At 31.4% G+C, this 15,836-nt stretch carries 15 protein-coding genes; 10 read left to right on the top strand and 5 right to left on the bottom strand.

What is annotated here, in order from left to right; all coding sequences use genetic code 11:
* The first annotated feature begins 6 nt into the window (after positions 1–6).
* From B4L98_RS01465 to B4L98_RS01440, 6 genes are all read left to right on the top strand, one after another.
* Positions 7–999 (top strand): glycosyltransferase family 2 protein, encoded by a 993-nt coding sequence (locus B4L98_RS01465; protein ID WP_291061322.1) that lies wholly within the window; start codon positions 7–9, stop codon positions 997–999.
* Positions 1,000–1,105: 106 nt separating this feature from the next.
* On the top strand, positions 1,106–1,897 hold the full coding sequence (locus B4L98_RS01460) for a GLPGLI family protein (protein WP_291077358.1): 792 nt from the start codon (positions 1,106–1,108) through the stop codon (positions 1,895–1,897).
* A 64-nt stretch (positions 1,898–1,961) separates the two neighbouring features.
* Positions 1,962–2,747 (top strand): GLPGLI family protein, encoded by a 786-nt coding sequence (locus tag B4L98_RS01455; protein WP_221853969.1) that lies wholly within the window; start codon positions 1,962–1,964, stop codon positions 2,745–2,747.
* Positions 2,748–2,845: 98 nt separating this feature from the next.
* A complete protein-coding gene (gene pncA / locus B4L98_RS01450; protein ID WP_221853970.1) occupies positions 2,846–3,448 on the top strand; it encodes a bifunctional nicotinamidase/pyrazinamidase in 603 nt (200 codons plus the stop codon).
* Positions 3,449–3,587: 139 nt separating this feature from the next.
* Positions 3,588–4,364 carry a GLPGLI family protein gene (locus tag B4L98_RS01445; RefSeq protein WP_291077356.1) on the top strand — a complete coding sequence of 259 codons (777 nt, stop codon included), beginning with the start codon at positions 3,588–3,590 and terminating at the stop codon, positions 4,362–4,364.
* A gap of 96 nt (positions 4,365–4,460) precedes the next feature.
* On the top strand, positions 4,461–7,208 hold the full coding sequence (locus B4L98_RS01440) for a TonB-dependent receptor (RefSeq protein ID WP_291053235.1): 2,748 nt from the start codon (positions 4,461–4,463) through the stop codon (positions 7,206–7,208).
* Between the two features lie 46 nt (positions 7,209–7,254).
* Here the strand turns inward: B4L98_RS01440 and B4L98_RS01435 are convergent, their stop codons facing one another.
* Genes B4L98_RS01435 through dapF form a run of 3 tightly spaced genes read right to left on the bottom strand, consistent with a single transcriptional unit; the run spans position 7,255 to position 10,493 of the window.
* Positions 7,255–8,655: an FAD-dependent oxidoreductase gene (locus B4L98_RS01435; protein WP_291077354.1), complete on the bottom strand. Its 1,401-nt coding sequence runs from the start codon at positions 8,653–8,655 to the stop codon at positions 7,255–7,257.
* Positions 8,656–8,684: 29 nt separating this feature from the next.
* Positions 8,685–9,707 (bottom strand): endolytic transglycosylase MltG, encoded by a 1,023-nt coding sequence (gene mltG / locus B4L98_RS01430; protein WP_291077352.1) that lies wholly within the window; start codon positions 9,705–9,707, stop codon positions 8,685–8,687.
* Between the two features lie 9 nt (positions 9,708–9,716).
* Positions 9,717–10,493, bottom strand: a complete 777-nt coding sequence (gene dapF / locus B4L98_RS01425; protein WP_291077351.1) for a diaminopimelate epimerase — start codon at positions 10,491–10,493, stop codon at positions 9,717–9,719.
* Positions 10,494–10,655: 162 nt separating this feature from the next.
* Here dapF and B4L98_RS01420 point away from each other — a divergent pair, with 162 nt between their 5' ends.
* From B4L98_RS01420 to B4L98_RS01410, 3 genes are all read left to right on the top strand, one after another.
* A complete protein-coding gene (locus B4L98_RS01420; protein WP_291077349.1) occupies positions 10,656–12,173 on the top strand; it encodes a Do family serine endopeptidase in 1,518 nt (505 codons plus the stop codon).
* Between the two features lie 263 nt (positions 12,174–12,436).
* The gene (locus tag B4L98_RS01415; RefSeq protein WP_286495066.1) at positions 12,437–12,736 is read left to right on the top strand and encodes a hypothetical protein; all 300 of its coding nucleotides are present in this window, start codon (positions 12,437–12,439) and stop codon (positions 12,734–12,736) included.
* A gap of 67 nt (positions 12,737–12,803) precedes the next feature.
* On the top strand, positions 12,804–13,286 hold the full coding sequence (locus B4L98_RS01410) for a hypothetical protein (RefSeq protein ID WP_286495068.1): 483 nt from the start codon (positions 12,804–12,806) through the stop codon (positions 13,284–13,286).
* Here B4L98_RS01410 and B4L98_RS01405 read toward each other — a convergent pair.
* Positions 13,258–13,773 carry a hypothetical protein gene (locus tag B4L98_RS01405; protein ID WP_291047749.1) on the bottom strand — a complete coding sequence of 172 codons (516 nt, stop codon included), beginning with the start codon at positions 13,771–13,773 and terminating at the stop codon, positions 13,258–13,260. The two genes, B4L98_RS01410 and B4L98_RS01405, sit on opposite strands and share 29 nt — an antisense overlap.
* Positions 13,774–13,872: 99 nt before the next feature.
* Here B4L98_RS01405 and B4L98_RS01400 point away from each other — a divergent pair, with 99 nt between their 5' ends.
* On the top strand, positions 13,873–14,448 hold the full coding sequence (locus B4L98_RS01400) for a DUF3575 domain-containing protein (RefSeq protein WP_291047747.1): 576 nt from the start codon (positions 13,873–13,875) through the stop codon (positions 14,446–14,448).
* A gap of 38 nt (positions 14,449–14,486) precedes the next feature.
* Here B4L98_RS01400 and B4L98_RS01395 read toward each other — a convergent pair whose 3' ends face one another.
* Positions 14,487–15,806, bottom strand: coding sequence for a dihydrolipoamide acetyltransferase family protein (locus tag B4L98_RS01395; protein ID WP_291059149.1), 1,320 nt, complete (start codon positions 15,804–15,806; stop codon positions 14,487–14,489).
* Positions 15,807–15,836 lie beyond the last annotated feature (30 nt).

Here is a 15,836-nt window from a genome sequence, read left to right as displayed (position 1 = left end):
ATATTCATGAAAACAGCAATTGCAATCCTAAATTGGAATGGCGAAAAATTATTGCCTCAATTTTTACCTTCGGTTATTAACAATTCTAAAAATGCAACAATTTATGTAATTGATAATGCGTCGACTGACAACTCAATCGAATTGTTGACAACTCAGTTTCCTTCTGTCAAAATCATTCAGAACAAAGGAAATTATGGCTTTGCACAAGGCTATAACGAGGGTTTAAAACAAATTGATGCAGAATATTTCTGTTTATTAAATTCGGATGTCGAAGTAACTGAAAATTGGATAGAACCAATTGAAAAGTTATTCGATAATAATCCTGATATTGCGGCTATTCAACCCAAAATATTAGACTACAAAAACAAAGAATATTTTGAATATGCTGGTGCTGGAGGAGGTTTCATCGATAAGTTTGGTTATCCATTTTGTCGCGGACGTGTTTTTTCAACTTTAGAAAAAGACAATGGACAATATAATGATTCCACAAAAATTTTTTGGGCTACAGGAGCAAGTTTATTTATCCGAAAAAAAGATTTCTTTGAACAAAATGGTTTTGACGAAGAATTCTTTGCACACATGGAAGAAATCGACTTGTGTTGGCGATTAAACAACGCTGGACGAAAAATTTATTATTGTGGAGAATCGACTGTTTATCATTTGGGCGGTGCAACTTTGGACAAAGCCAATCCAAAAAAATGGTATCTAAATTACCGAAATAGTTTGTGGATGATGCTTAAAAATCTACCTGCAAACAAACTTTTTCCGATGCTTTTCACACGTCTTTCTATGGATGGAATTGCCGCTGTTGCCTTTTTACCAAAACAAGGACTTCCACATGTTTGGGCTGTTTTCTTATCGCATATGCATTTTTATTTTGGCTTTATAAAAATGTATAAAAAACGTCAACAACATCAAATTAAAAATTATTCTGATAAAGAATTATTGCCATTTCAATATTTTATCAAAAAACGTCAATACTTTAAGGATTTGAAATAATCAGTCTTCAAATATTAAGTCATTTCTTAAAATTTCTATAATTTTTCAACTCTATTATTGTAGAATATAAAAATATTACTATCATTGTAGAACAAATCAAACTACAATGAAAAAATTATTTACATTATTTACTTATTGCGTTCTACTTACAACTTCGTCTTTTGCACAAAAACTTGAAGTGAATTATCAAGAAATTATTGATGTTAACGTAGATGAGCTAAAGAAAAATATGAAAGTTGAAACTTCTGGTTCTGTTAGTTTACCAAAAGACTTTTATGACAATATGTATAAGAGCCTGTCGGAACCTAAAGATTTTACACTAACAATTAATGATAATTTATCTACGTATAAAAAAGTTGAAAAAATTAGTAATGGTCAAGGTAATGGAGGCTTTTCTATGTCTGTGAGTTTTTCTGGTGGAGGAAATGGAATTGTAAAAGATCTATCAAAAAAGGAATATTCGAAAAGCGCTAATTTGATGGATAAATCGTATTTAATAAAAGATAAATTAACCGAGTACAAATGGCAATTGACACGTGAAACAAAAAAAATAATTGGTTTTGATGTCAAAAAAGCAACAGCTGTAATTGATAGTACAAAATCTGTTGTTGCTTGGTATACTCCGAGTATCGCTGTCAAAGACGGACCTTCTATGTACAATGGTTTACCTGGATTGATTTTAGAAATGGAAATTATCAACACTTCAAAATCTGATAAAAAATCTTTTGGAAATGTAACTATAAAAGCTACAGAAGTTAAAGAAGTTCCAGATATGAAACCGATAGAAAAGCCAAAAGAAAAAAATGTAATTACAGAGAAAGAATTCAAAGAATTATCTGATAAGCAAATGGAACGATTCAAATCGATGCGCTCAGAAACTATTGATAAAAAAGATTAATTTTTTAATTACTCATTAAACATTTTATACTATTTCTTGTCTAAGAGCTATAATCACATTTAAAATGAAAAAAATAATTTCAGTTTTTATTTTTCTATTTAGTTTTTCTGCCTTTGCGCAACAAGAAAAAGTAGAAATTTCGTACACAACGCGTATTATTTTGCCAGACGATTTTACGTTTCAACCTCCGGGAGGTGGCAATGGACGTACGATGCCAAAAGAAATGCAAGAGCAATTCAAGAAAAATATTCAGGAGCCGCAAGAAGCTAAGTTGACTATTTTGGGAGATGAATCTTTGTATAAAATGGTTGAAAAAATATCAAACGATCAAAGTCAAGGAATAAGGGGTCCACGTGGAGGCGGAATGCGAATGATGTCGATGAATGGAGATAATATTTATAAAAATAGTACAAATCATTTGCTTTTAAAAGAGCAAAACATGATGGGGAAAAGTTATGTTGTGAAAGATTCTTTGCAAAATTTTGATTGGAAATTAACGCGTGAAACGAAAACAATTTTAGGAAACGAAGCCAAAAAAGCAACTGCTATTATTGATAGCGTTCAGACAACAGTTTGGTACATTCCAACTTTGAAATATAAAACTGGTCCAGAAAATTATTGGGGATTACCAGGTTTAATTGCAGAAGTACAAACAGAGATTAACAGAGGAATGTTTAAAGGTTCTAAAATTATTTCTTTGACAGATATCAAAACATCAACAAATACAAAACCAATCGAAAAACCAAAAGATAAAGGTGCTATTTCTCAAACAGAATTTGATAAATTGATGCAAGAACAACGCTCACGTTTCGAAGAAATGAGAAATTCTGGCGTAAATAAACGAGATTAAGGTTTCTTAAAATTCGATTAATTTTCATAAAAATTGGTTCAATTTCATATTATAAAACTTATATTTAATTCTAAATTAATCTTAAGAAATAAAATACTATGAAAGCTTTAATCATCGTAGATATGCAATACGATTTTTTACCAGGAGGTTCGTTAGCTGTGAATGATGGAGATAAAATTATCGAACGCATAAATAAATTGCAAGAAAAGTATGATGTTGTTGTGGCAACGCAAGATTGGCATCCAGCAAATCACAAAAGTTTTGCTTCGCAACACACAGATAAACAACCTTTTGATGTAATCGAATTAGGTGGAAATCGTCAAGTTTTGTGGCCAGATCATTGTGTACAAGGCACTAAAGGAGCAGAAATACACAAAGATATCAAGCAAAATAAAATAAGTGCAATCATCCGAAAAGGTATGAATCCAGAAGTTGATTCGTATAGTGCTTTTTTTGATGTGAATAAAAAGAATCCAACAGGGCTAAATGGATTTTTGAAAGATCATAATGTAACGAGTGTATACATTTGCGGTTTAGCAGCTGATTATTGTGTGTATTATACAGCAAAAGATGCTTTAGAATTGGGATATACAACATATATTTTAGAAGGAACAACAAAGGCTATTAACCAAGAACTTTTTGATGAATTGAAAGAAGATTTTATCAAAAAAGGAGGAAATGTCTCGACGTATTTATTATAAAAAAATAATAAATTGCTAGATAAAAATGTCATTTGAAAATCCTTAACTTTTTGAATGACATTTTATTTTTAGAATAATTTAAGCAAATATCTGTAACATTAGTCAACAAAAGCAGACTAATTAGACAAATACAACAATTATGAGAAAAGCAATCTTAACATTTGCCTTAGGAATTATCACAACAACAATTTCTATCGCGCAAGACAATAAAACACAAAATATAGACGCAACTTATGTTTGCGAAATAAAAGTTGATTACGAACAAACTATGAAGGAGATTCCTTCTCAATATAAATCTCAGTTTGGACCAATGTTAAAAGCTGAAATTGATGCAGGAATTTTCATGACATATTTTTATAAATATAATGGTAAACAATCAACCTTTACTTTAGAACAAAAAGTAAGTAATGGACAAGGTGGTTTAGGATTTATTGCGCAACAAATAACAGCAATGGATAACAAACCAACTTACAAGGATTTTACTGCAACACCAAATATGTACTATAAAGAAGTTGATTTTGGTGTAAAACAGATATTAATCAAAGATCAAATTCCAGATTTTAAATGGAAAATTTCTCGTGAAAAAATGGATATCGCAGGTTATCAAGTTACAAAAGCAGAAGGTGTAATGTTAGACTCTATTCCTGTTACAGCATGGTTTGCCCCTTCTATCCCTGTAAAAGATGGTCCTTATTCATTTGCTGGATTACCAGGATTTATCATCAAAGCGAATTTTAAAGTAAAAGGAACTGAAATGATTTATACCTTAAAAGATTTAAAAATTTCGGATAAAGAATTAAAAGTAACATTACCAACAAAAGGTGAAGTAATGAACGAAAAACAATATATACAATTTATTCAAGATTTTCAGAAAAAAATGCAAGAACAAATGAATAGCGGTGTAGACACCCAATAATTCATCAAACAAAATATAAAACGCATCTGTTTTTAACACATAAACAGATGTGTTTTACAAAAAACTCTATTTTGAGTCATCAACTAAAAAATACATATGAAGAAATTACTCTATCTAATTTTATTTACTTCTGCTGCTCAAATCTCATTTGGACAAGAATGTAAATTAAAAGGATCTGTTGCAAATGATGCTGGAATTCCTGTTACAGATGCTTCTGTCTCTATTTTTGATAGTAAAAACGAAGGAAAAGGTTTTGTTTTTACAAGTAATATGGGTGAATTTGAATTCAAATTACCTTGTGGACAAAAATATGATATCGAAATTGAGCAATCTGGTTACGAAACATATGTTGAAAATGTTGATTTGACTGAAAATGTCAACAAAAAAATAAAGCTTAAACAAGGAAAAGAAATTTCTTTAAAAGAAACAATTGTAAAAGCTCAACAAGCGATCAAAGTAAAAGGTGATACAATTGAGTTTGATGCAGATTCTTTCAAAGTTGGAAATGAGGAAACATTAGAAGATATCCTTAAAAAATTACCTGGAATTGAAGTTCAAAATGGAAAGGTAATGTACAAAGGTAAACCTATGTCGCAAGTAACAGTTGGTGGACGTGAAGTTTTGGGTGGTAACGAAAAATTATTGAACAAAAATTTACCTTCGGATGCAGTTTCTAAAATTCAATTAAATACTAAGTTCAAATCAAATCCGTTTGCTTCTTCCTTACAAGAAGATGACGAACAATTCTCGTTAAACATCGAACTAAAAGATGATATGAAACGTCTTGCATTTGGTAATGTGACGTTAGGTGGAGATGCGGATAAACATACAGATGCACAAGCAAAGATTTTCTATTTCTCAGAAAAAACGGACGGTACTTTAATCAATGATTTTAATACATTCGGGAAACAAGTTTTTGATCAAGATGATTATATGAGCTTCTTTGGTGGATATTCTGAATTTAATTCTGAAGGAAGTATTTATTCATTAAGAGGAAATTCGAACAATCTAAACTTAATGACAAAAAATGATGCGCCGAGTATGAATACCTATAATGGTGCTGTGCATTTTGGTGTTGAACCAAATAAGAAATTAAAAATCTCTGGTTTTGGTTTACTTAATACCAATAATATTCGTTACAATTCTAAATCTGAGCGTTATTACAACAACATCGAAACGCCTTATACAACTGTCGATCAAGAACAAAATAAGAGCAATATTTTGATGGGAATGTCGCGTTTGCGTTTAGATTATAATCCGAATGATAAAGGACAAATTAAATATCGCTTAAACTTTAATTATTTAGATAGCGAAAACGAGCAATTGGTTGATAGTTATTATAATGATCAAAAAAATAGCTTTAGAAATGTAAATTCTGAACAGAAGAATTATTCTTTATCACAAACTTTATCTTACATCCGTAAAGTTGGGCGCGATGATAATGTTGGTTTATATTTCCGTCATCAATATCAAAAAGATACGCCAGATTACAATGTTTTATCAACAGCAAATCCGTTCTCATCTTTTAATTTGTTCAAGAATTTATCTCAAGTAAATAATCAATATAATATCAATCAAGATCAAAACTTTGTTTTGAATACTGTTCAATTATATGGAATCTATAATCATTTGTTGACAAATACATCTAACCTTAAAGTAAAAGTTGGAACAAATTTTAGTACACAAGATTTTGAGAATAAAATCTATGATTTTCAGAAATTAATGAATAATAATTTATTAATCAGTAATACAGATCTAGATTACAACGAGTCTTTTGCTGATGTAACGTTGACAAAAAAATTAGGAAACTTTCAAGTAGATGCAGGAGCAGGAATTTCATTTTTTAATGAAAAATCTAAATACCAAGATGGTGAAAAATTAAATCGTTCGGAAACAAAATTTTTACCTCATTTGAATTTGCAATACAAGTTTAACAATGCAACAAGTGTTCGCGCTAGTTATACACAAAACTATAGCTATCCGTACACAAAAGATTTTAATGATTCTTACACAATTCAAAGTTATCAATCGATTTTCTATGGAAATAGAAACTTAAGACAAGCTTTGACACATACAGCAAGTCTTAATTTTAGTCATTTTAACTCATTCACATTTTTTAATATTTTTGCGAATTTGAGTTATACATTACAAGAAAAAAGTATACAAACACAATCTGTTTTAAACCGTGATTTTATCATCTCAGGAAACGATACAATTGTAAATAACTATCAATTCAATACCTTAATTAATTCTGGTAATAATCAAGAAACTTATTCAGGATATTTCATGATTGGGAAACGTTTTGCTAAATGGTACAATGCACGATTAACAGGTAATATTTCTACTTCTAATTATTATACCATTACACGAAATATTGAATACAAAAATGGTGTTGTAACAAATGATAAATTAAACAATGTTAACAACAAGAGTTTTAATCAAACTTATAATTTAGAGAACTCATTTACATTCAAAAAGAAATTTGAATTGAAGGCTGGGGTTAATTTAAACCTAAGTAAATATCAATCATTATCTGAACAGAAATTTACGAACTGGCGTCCATATGGAGAAGCTGCTTGGTCCGCTACAAGTAAATTATTAGTTCAGACCGATTTCTCTTATCGTTTACAATACCGCGATGGAGTAGAAATAAACACAGCAAAAGAATGGAATGCTTCTGCACGATATAATATTGCGAAGAAAACTTATTTAACTCTTACAGGTGGAAACTTATTAGGAAATAACGTAATTGTTTCGAATGGATTTAATGATAACTACATATCGACTACAACTAAAAATGTTTTGGGAAGGTATTTTATCGTGAGTTTACGATATAAGTTCTAAAATAAATGAATTAAATAGTAAAAGCCCTTCAATTGAAGGGCTTTTACTATTTAATCACTTGTGGATAATCAAACAAATTATTCGGATCATATTTCTTTTTCAACTTTTGTAATCGAACCAAATTATTCCCGAAATAAGCATTATTTGCATCAGGAAAATTGATATCTGGATAATTTCGGTATTGTTTTACATTTCCAAGATTTCTTAACAATTGTTGCACTTCTTCAAATGATTTTGTCAACTTTTCTTCTTGCGAAGGCAAATCCCAATATGCTTGTAATTCGCTCAAATAATTAATATCACGATGTGGATAAGCAGAATCTGAAGCTTTGACTTCATTTATTTTTCCTCCCAAAGTATTGATCTGATAAATCATTCCTTTAGAAGCAACAACTTTTGCAAAAATATCTTCCAAACCTTTTTCTATATCTTCAATTCCTGTGTACAAACCAGCCGAAGAATTTTTGAAATAAATTGGTTCTGTTACACCATAATAATTTTTGAGTGCAACAGCCAGATTTCTATTTTTCATCGGTTTGTAATCATTCGCTAGTGGAATTAAACTCGAAAATGTTTTCTCAAAATCAGTTTGATTTGTTGCAAAATTGGTAAATAAAATCGTTAAAAATTTTCCATTCAACACAAAAGCCGAAAAAGCATCGTTGGGTAACTTTTCCGTTGCTTGAAACCAAAGTAGAATTAATTTGACAAATTTATCAGAAGTCAAATTATTAAACTTCATGCGATATCCACTGAAAGATTGTGGTGCTGGATAAGTTTTGAAATGTAATTCCGTCACAACTCCAAAATTTCCATTTCCTCCTCCTTTACACGCCCAAAGTAAATCTGGATCTTTATCAGAGTCGATTGTATTTCCTTTGTAATCGATCATTTTTACACGAAGCAGATTATCACAAGTCAAACCATATTTCCGACTAAAAAAACCATAACCACCGCCCAAAGTCAAACCACCAATAGCGACAGTTCCACACGAACCAGCTGGAATAATTCTTTTCTTAGGTAAAAAATTCGCATAAATCTCTTGCAACAAACAAGCTGGTTGTAATTTCACTTTATTCTCTTGCAACCACGTAATTTTCTTCATCAATCCAAGATGAATCAACAATCCGTTATCAACATTCGAAAAACCTTCAAAACTATGTCCTCCACTTCGAATGGCAATTTTTAGTTTCTTTTCGTTTGCTAATGCAATTGCTTTTTTTATTCCAGTTTCAGATTTACAAACTGCTATAATTTTCGGAAACTTCTCAATTCTTTTGTTGAATGATTTTCGGTATTGATCATATTTTGCATCATCTTTTGTCAAGATTATTAAATCATCATCCAAAAAATCATCAAACGAATAAAAAGACATAAAAAAAAATCCTAAACTACCTGTACCAAGTAGTTTTAGGAATTCTCTTTTTGTATAATTTGGTTGTTTCATCGCTAAAATTGGTTTAGCTAAAGATACAACTATTTAATATTATTCTCTTTTAACCAATTTCTATAATTCTCAGCATTTTTTAAATGTTCCTGATAATCGTTGGTATAAATGTGATAACCTGGTTTTTTAGGATCTGCAACAAAGAAAATAAAATCGTGATTTGCTGGTGTTAAAACCGCATCAATTGCTCCTAAATTTGGTAAACAAATTGGTGCTGGTGGCAAACCTTTGTTACGATAAGTGTTGTACGCATTCGAAGACCACGTCCATTTTTTGTATACACGTTGCACTTTTTGATCCCAACCATTTTCCATTTTGTACGCATAAATAGATGTTGGATCGGCTTCTAAACGCATATCTTTCGCCAAACGATTCATATATGCACGTGCAACTTTTTGTTGTTCATCCATATTATCAGATGATTCCAACTGTACAATAGACGCCAAAGTTGTCACTTGCAAAGGTGTCATGTTGAGCGCTTTTGCTTTTGCCAAACGATCTGCATTCCACACTTTGTCGTGCTGCGCCACCATTTTGTCCACAAACTTTTCTGGTGTTAATCCCCAATACACGAAATACGTTTCTGGAATAAAATATTGTTTAACTGTTTCGTCGTTTAACGTTGTATCGTTTTTTTCTTTCACAAAATCGCGAATAGCTGTCAAAACTTCGATAGAGTCCATATCAATTTGTTTGGAAACTGAACCCGCCAAATGATAAATTGTTGGCTCATTTTTGATACGAAGCTTCACTTCTTCTTGCTCTCCCCCTTGCAAACGATCAATAATATCGCGGTTAGAATCTGAGCTTGATATTTTATATTTTCCAGATTTTATCGTTGCTGGATAATCTGCATCTTCTGCATATTGTTTGAACAATTTTACATCCTTCAAAAATGGTTTTAAAGAATCTAAAACTTGTTCAAATTTAGCTCCACGAGAGATATAGATATAACCATCTTTGGTTGCATTTCCTTTGAAACCGTCTATAAATGTACATCCTACAAATACGAATGAACAAATTAATATTAATACTAAATTTAATTTTTTCATTGGATTGAATTAAATTTCAATTTCACCTTCAAAAACTTTTACTGCTGGTCCATTTAACCAAACATTGACAAAGTTATGATTATTTTCTTCAAAATTTACAGATAAATCTCCACCCATTGCTTTTACTTTAATATCTTTTTTGTCTACCAAATTTTTGACATAAGCAGAAATCGCAGCAGCCGTAATTCCTGTTCCGCAAGCCAAGGTTTCGTCCTCTACTCCACGTTCATATGTACGTATCGTAAGACTATTATCTGGCATAACTTCAACAAAATTTACATTAGAACCTTTCTCAAAATAAGGCGCACCGTTACGAATTGCTTTTCCTTTTTTATAAACTTTAACATCTTTTACATTTTCCACAAATTCTACGTGATGCGGCGAACCTGTGTTCATAAATAAATATTTGTCGTGATCTTCTACTTCATTTACATCAATCATTTGTAAACGAATAACTTCTTGATCTACGATACCATGATGCAAACCATCAATCGCATTAAATGTCATTTTGTCATTAGCTACATCCAAATCATTTGCAAATCGAATAATACAACGTCCTCCGTTTCCGCACATTGTACTTTCCTTTCCATCCGAATTGAAATACACCATTCTGAAGTCTGAATTTTCATCATTTTGTAACAAAATCAAACCATCAGCTCCAATCCCAAAATTACGATCACATAGCCTATTAATCAATTCTATAGAGATTGGAAACGTTTTTTCTCGATCATCAATCATGACAAAATCATTCCCAGCTCCTTGATATTTATAAAATTTTAATTTCAACTTCCTAAATTTTAAACAAAGTAAATACATTTTTGTCACTCTTAACTAATGTTATAAAAGATTTATAATATAGTGTTAACATGCGTTAAACGGTTTGAAATGTTAAAATTTTGGTCTTAAATTTGATTTAATCTAAAAACATTAAAAACTTATATAATAAAGATGAAAAAATATACAGGATACTTATTAGTTGGATTAGTGAGTTCTATGACAACTATGGGAGGTTTTTATTTGATGAACGAAAATGGAAGTAATCCATTTATTACAAACGCAAGTCATCAGAAAAACGGAGACTTTGAATTTGTAGATTATAAAGGAAATTATGGCTATGATGCGCCAAACTTTGTGCAGGCATCTAACAAAGCAGTACATACGGTTGTGAGTATCAAAAATTATTCGAATCAAAGACAGCAACAACAACAGCAATTCTTTGATCCTTTTGATTTCTTTTTTGGTCAACCAGAACAACAACAAAGAAGAAGACAACAACAGCAACCAGATCAAGATCAACCATCCGGAATGGGTTCTGGTGTAATTATTTCTCAAGATGGATATATAGTTACAAATAATCACGTGATACAAGGTGCTTCTAAGATTGAAGTGACTTTGAATAATCAAAAAAGTTATATTGCTGAATTAGTTGGAACTGATCCAAGTACAGATATTGCCTTATTGAAAATTAGTGAAAAAGGTTTACCATTCACAAAATTTGTCGATTCTGATGCCATTAATGTTGGAGATTGGGTGTTAGCAGTTGGTAATCCATTTGGATTGACTTCTACTGTTACAGCAGGTATTGTTTCAGCAAAAGGGCGTAGCATTAATATTTTAGGTAAAAATTCTGAATCACCAATCGAATCGTTTATTCAAACCGATGCAGCGATTAATCCAGGAAACTCTGGTGGTGCTTTGGTGAATGCAAACGGAGATTTAATTGGTATTAATACAGCTATTTCTTCGCCAACAGGAGCTTATTCTGGTTACGGGTTTGCTGTTCCTGCAAACTTGGTAAAAAAAGTTGTTGAGGATATCAAATCGTACGGAATTGTACAACGTGGATATTTAGGTATCAAAGGTTTTGATTTATCGAATGAAGATGCTGTAAAACAATATAACAAACAGTTCAAAAAGAACATTAAAACCGATAATGGAGTAATGGTAACTGAATTGGTTGCGAAAGGATCAGCAATTGATTCTGGAATCGAAGAAGGAGACATCATTACAGCTGTTGATGGAAAACCAATTACATCTTTCTCTTCGTTATCATTCATCGTAGGTAGCAAACGTCCTGGTGACAATGTTGCACTTACTGTAAGACGTGGAAACTCTGAGAAAACATACAACATCACATTGAAAGATGCTAAAGGAAGCACTAAAGTGAGAAGCAAATCTGACTTAACGCCAACTGAAGTTCTTGGTGCAGAATTTGAGCCATTAACAGAACGTCAAAAAGATAGTTTCGGAATTAATTATGGTGTCATGGTAAAACATTTAGATAATGCAGGAAAATTAGCAGCAGCAGGTGTTCAAGAAGAATTTATTATCTTATCTATCAATGATAAAAATGTAAGTTCACAAGACGATATCGAAAAAATCTTAAAAAATTATAAAGGTCGCGTGTCAATTAAATTTGCAGATTATTACGGACGAATCTATACAAAAGGATTCACGATGGATTAAAATTTTGAGTAGATTTTAAATTTTAATAAATCATTATAAATAGCTACAACAAGATAAGTTGTAGCTATTTATATTTACATTATATTTGTTTAACGAAAAACTATCCCATATTTATTAAAAAAATTATTCTTTCACTCTTTCTTTTGTTTAGTTCTTTTTCTTATTAACAAGAAGTTCTATGGGGACCAACCTTAAGCTACTCTAATCAATCTGGAAACTTTGGTAAAGCAGGTTTATTTTTTCTTTTCGGCTTAGGTGATAATATGGTTGATTTTAAATTAGACTCAAATGCTAATATGGGATATATGCGAGATAATTTTCACGTAATTCCTGAAGTTGGCATTACAGGATATGTTGCCGCGAGCCAGTTGATGTATATTTTTCCATTTGTAGAAAGTGAATTTACACCTTATACAATTACTCCAAAAGCTGGTATTTCATTAGCTTCTTTTGTAGATTTTGGTTTTGGATATGGTTTTAAGATTAATAAAAAAGATAGTTTTAAACCTATCAAAGGTTTTCAATTTTCAATTGGAGTAAATATACCTCTCAATTTGAAATAAAAAATCATTAATGATGATGAAAATTTATTTTTTGGGAGAAAGCTAAATAATTCATTAATTTTATCACATGAAAAAGTTCATCGCAATCTTTGTTTTTATCATTAGTTTTCAAGCGAAAGCACAACAAAATTTATCCGATTATTTTACAATTAATCTTGGTTATGAATATTGGAACGGAAATTACGGAAAAGTTGGAACAGATTTGTTCTTAGTACAAGATAATAACAATATTTTGACGTTTAGCGCCAATGCTAATTTGGGTTATATGAAAGACAAATTTCGTGTAATTCCAGAAGTTGGAGCTGGATATATGTTCAATTTTCGCAACAATACTGGTGATCCATATAGCTCTAACTTTAACTCTGCTTTTTATGTTATCCGTACTGAAGTTTCTCCGTGGACAATTACTCCAAAAGCTGGTATCGCAGTTTTGAGCATTGTAGAGTTAAATGCTGGCTATTCTTTCGAGTTTAGAGAAAATAAGGATTTTAAAGATATGAGCGGTTTCCGAGCTGGATTAACTATTCACTTGCCGACTCAGCTTTTTTAGCATTTCTAATACTTTTACGCAATTCTTTCAAACGAATATATAAATCTGAAGTCGACGCATTTTCTTCAATTGCATTAAAAATAAAGACACCTTTATCAATATAAAAGAAGATGATAGCTTCGTGATCTGCTACTTTAAAAGCATTTGTAATCCCATTTATTTTGTTCTCAACCCAAGATAATTTGCATGTTTTCAAATCAAAAATATGATCTTCATTACCCAAAATATCTTTGAAGATTAATTGTTCTCCTTGCGCATACAACACACCACTTCCTTGAAAAGATTTCATTTTAAGAAATCTACCTTGCGGACGCCCAATATTATAACGTACAACAGCCTTTAGATCTACCTGATCTGGTAAACTTTTCAGCGTATGTTGTTCATTTTTCTCTCTGACTTTCGCATCAGATACGGCAATAACAAAGAATATCGAAACAAAAATTCCGAAAATCAAAAATATTATTAGGATTGATATGATTGGTGCCATAATATATTAAATGTTAAGTAAAGTTATAAAAAAGCTTGAATTAATATCTAAATAAACCTTTTTTTTTACCTTAGCTTCGCAAACTGATAAAAATTACGAATGAATAAATTAATTTGGTTGTTATTTCCCGCCACAATCTTTGCTCAAAAAGGAGAAACACAAATAAAAGTTAATGCGTTAACAATGCCACTTGCAATGGTAAATCTTGGTGTTGAACATGCAATCACAGATAGAATAACTTTACAAGCTGACGGTTTTATCTCTCCTTGGAAATCATTTGCAGGTAATCATTTACAAATGTATATGGCTTTTGGTGAAGGTAGATATTACTTTGATAAATCTTTTAGTAAATTTTATATAGGTCCAAACATTGGAGTTGGTTTCTTTGATATTCAAAAATGGAATTATTGGAACACTGATAAATATCAACGTGGAGTAGCAATCTTAACAGGAGCTACAATAGGTTATCAAGTAAAAATTAACGAACATTGGGGATTAGATGTTTTTGTTGGTGGAGGACACTCTCAAGGAAATTACAAAGGATATTATAAAGAAGATTCTCCTAATTTGGGACGATATGATTCTGCGCAATCATTTAATAAAAGTGGGGAGTGGCTGCTTTACAAAGGCGGTGTAATGCTTACTTATAAATTTAAACGAAAAAAATCCAACTAAAATTAGTTGGATTTTTTATATCTAGTATTATTTTACTCTTACACAGGCGTATTCATATCGAAAGCCTCTAGATATTCGGCAACACGTTTTACAAACATACCTCCTAAAGCTCCATCTACAACACGGTGATCGTAAGCATGAGATAAGTACATTTTATGACGAATTGCAATCATATCTCCTTGCGGAGTTTCGATAACAGCAGGTTTTTTCACAATTGCACCAACAGCCAAAATAGCTACTTGAGGTTGAGGAATAATTGGCGTTCCTAATGTATTTCCGAAAGAACCAATATTTGTAATTGTATACGTTCCTCCCTGTATTTCTGCTGGTTTCAATTTATTATTACGCGCACGATTTGCTAAATCATTAACCTGAGAAGCTAACCCCGCTAAATTAAATTGATCTGCATTTTTGATAACAGGAACAATTAAATTTCCACTTGGTAAAGCAGCCGCCATTCCAATATTGATATTTTTCTTCTTAATAATTTTATCTCCATCAACCGAAGCATTAATCATTGGGAAATCTTGAATTGCTTTTGCTACAGCTTCGATAAAAATTGGCATGAAGGTAATTTTCTCACCATGTTTTTTCTGAAATTCATTTTTATTTTTATCTCTCCACAACACAATATTCGTCATATCAACTTCTACGAAAGACGTTACGTGAGGAGCAATTTGTTTTGCTTGTAGCATATTTTGCGCAATAATTTTACGCATTCTATCCATTTCGATAATTTCGTCTCCTTCACCAACAGAAATTGGCGCAGATTGCACTTGCGGTGCTTGAGGTTGAGCAACTGGTGCAGCAACAGAAGTCGTAACAACTGTTTTCGCTGGTTGATTTCCTCTATTTTTAACGAAATCCAAAATATCATCTTTCGTTACACGTCCGTCTTTTCCTGAACCTAAAATTTGATCTAACTCAGCCTGAGAAACACCTTCTTCTTTCGCAATAGATTTTACTAAAGGAGAATAAAATTTATCATCTGACGAAGTAATAAGCGTTTCAGTTTTGATTGTTGCAACTTCAGCTTCGATAGATTTTGCTGCATCAGCAATTTCCTGATCGCTATTTGTATCTACTTCTTCTACCGAATCAGCTTGTTCTACAACTCTATCAACAGACAAAATTGCGATAGGCTCACCTACTTTTGCAATTTTGTCTACTGGAACTAAGATTTCTTTTAAAACTCCTGCAACTGGCGAAGGAACATCAGAATCTACTTTATCTGTTGCGATTTCTACAACCGATTCATCTTCACTAATCGAATCGCCAATATTTTTGATCCAATTTGTTACAGTAGCTTCCATTACACCTTCTCCCATAGAAGGTAGAATTAATTTATAGTCAGACATTCTTGTGTTATTTGCTAAATACAAATCTAA

This window comes from Empedobacter sp. UBA5528, assembly GCF_002426075.1.
GTDB lineage: Bacteria > Bacteroidota > Bacteroidia > Flavobacteriales > Weeksellaceae > Empedobacter > Empedobacter falsenii_B.
The sequence above is the reverse complement of the archived record's forward strand: the minus strand, read 5'-3'. Positions and strand labels throughout refer to the sequence as shown.

Bases quoted from the DNA above. Each gene is read 5' to 3' on its own strand.
- B4L98_RS01415 (WP_286495066.1), top strand. From the start codon at position 12,437: ATGGTTGATTTTAAATTAGACTCAAATGCTAATATGGGATATATGCGA.
- B4L98_RS01410 (WP_286495068.1), top strand. From the start codon at position 12,804: ATGAAAAAGTTCATCGCAATCTTTGTTTTTATCATTAGTTTTCAAGCG.
- B4L98_RS01420 (WP_291077349.1), top strand. From the start codon at position 10,656: ATGAAAAAATATACAGGATACTTATTAGTTGGATTAGTGAGTTCTATG.
- pncA (WP_221853970.1), top strand. From the start codon at position 2,846: ATGAAAGCTTTAATCATCGTAGATATGCAATACGATTTTTTACCAGGA.
- B4L98_RS01435 (WP_291077354.1), bottom strand. From the start codon at position 8,655: ATGAAACAACCAAATTATACAAAAAGAGAATTCCTAAAACTACTTGGT.
- B4L98_RS01455 (WP_221853969.1), top strand. From the start codon at position 1,962: ATGAAAAAAATAATTTCAGTTTTTATTTTTCTATTTAGTTTTTCTGCC.
- B4L98_RS01465 (WP_291061322.1), top strand. From the start codon at position 7: ATGAAAACAGCAATTGCAATCCTAAATTGGAATGGCGAAAAATTATTG.
- B4L98_RS01395 (WP_291059149.1), bottom strand. From the start codon at position 15,806: ATGTCTGACTATAAATTAATTCTACCTTCTATGGGAGAAGGTGTAATG.
- B4L98_RS01445 (WP_291077356.1), top strand. From the start codon at position 3,588: ATGAGAAAAGCAATCTTAACATTTGCCTTAGGAATTATCACAACAACA.
- B4L98_RS01460 (WP_291077358.1), top strand. From the start codon at position 1,106: ATGAAAAAATTATTTACATTATTTACTTATTGCGTTCTACTTACAACT.
- B4L98_RS01405 (WP_291047749.1), bottom strand. From the start codon at position 13,773: ATGGCACCAATCATATCAATCCTAATAATATTTTTGATTTTCGGAATT.
- B4L98_RS01400 (WP_291047747.1), top strand. From the start codon at position 13,873: ATGAATAAATTAATTTGGTTGTTATTTCCCGCCACAATCTTTGCTCAA.
- mltG (WP_291077352.1), bottom strand. From the start codon at position 9,707: ATGAAAAAATTAAATTTAGTATTAATATTAATTTGTTCATTCGTATTT.
- B4L98_RS01440 (WP_291053235.1), top strand. From the start codon at position 4,461: ATGAAGAAATTACTCTATCTAATTTTATTTACTTCTGCTGCTCAAATC.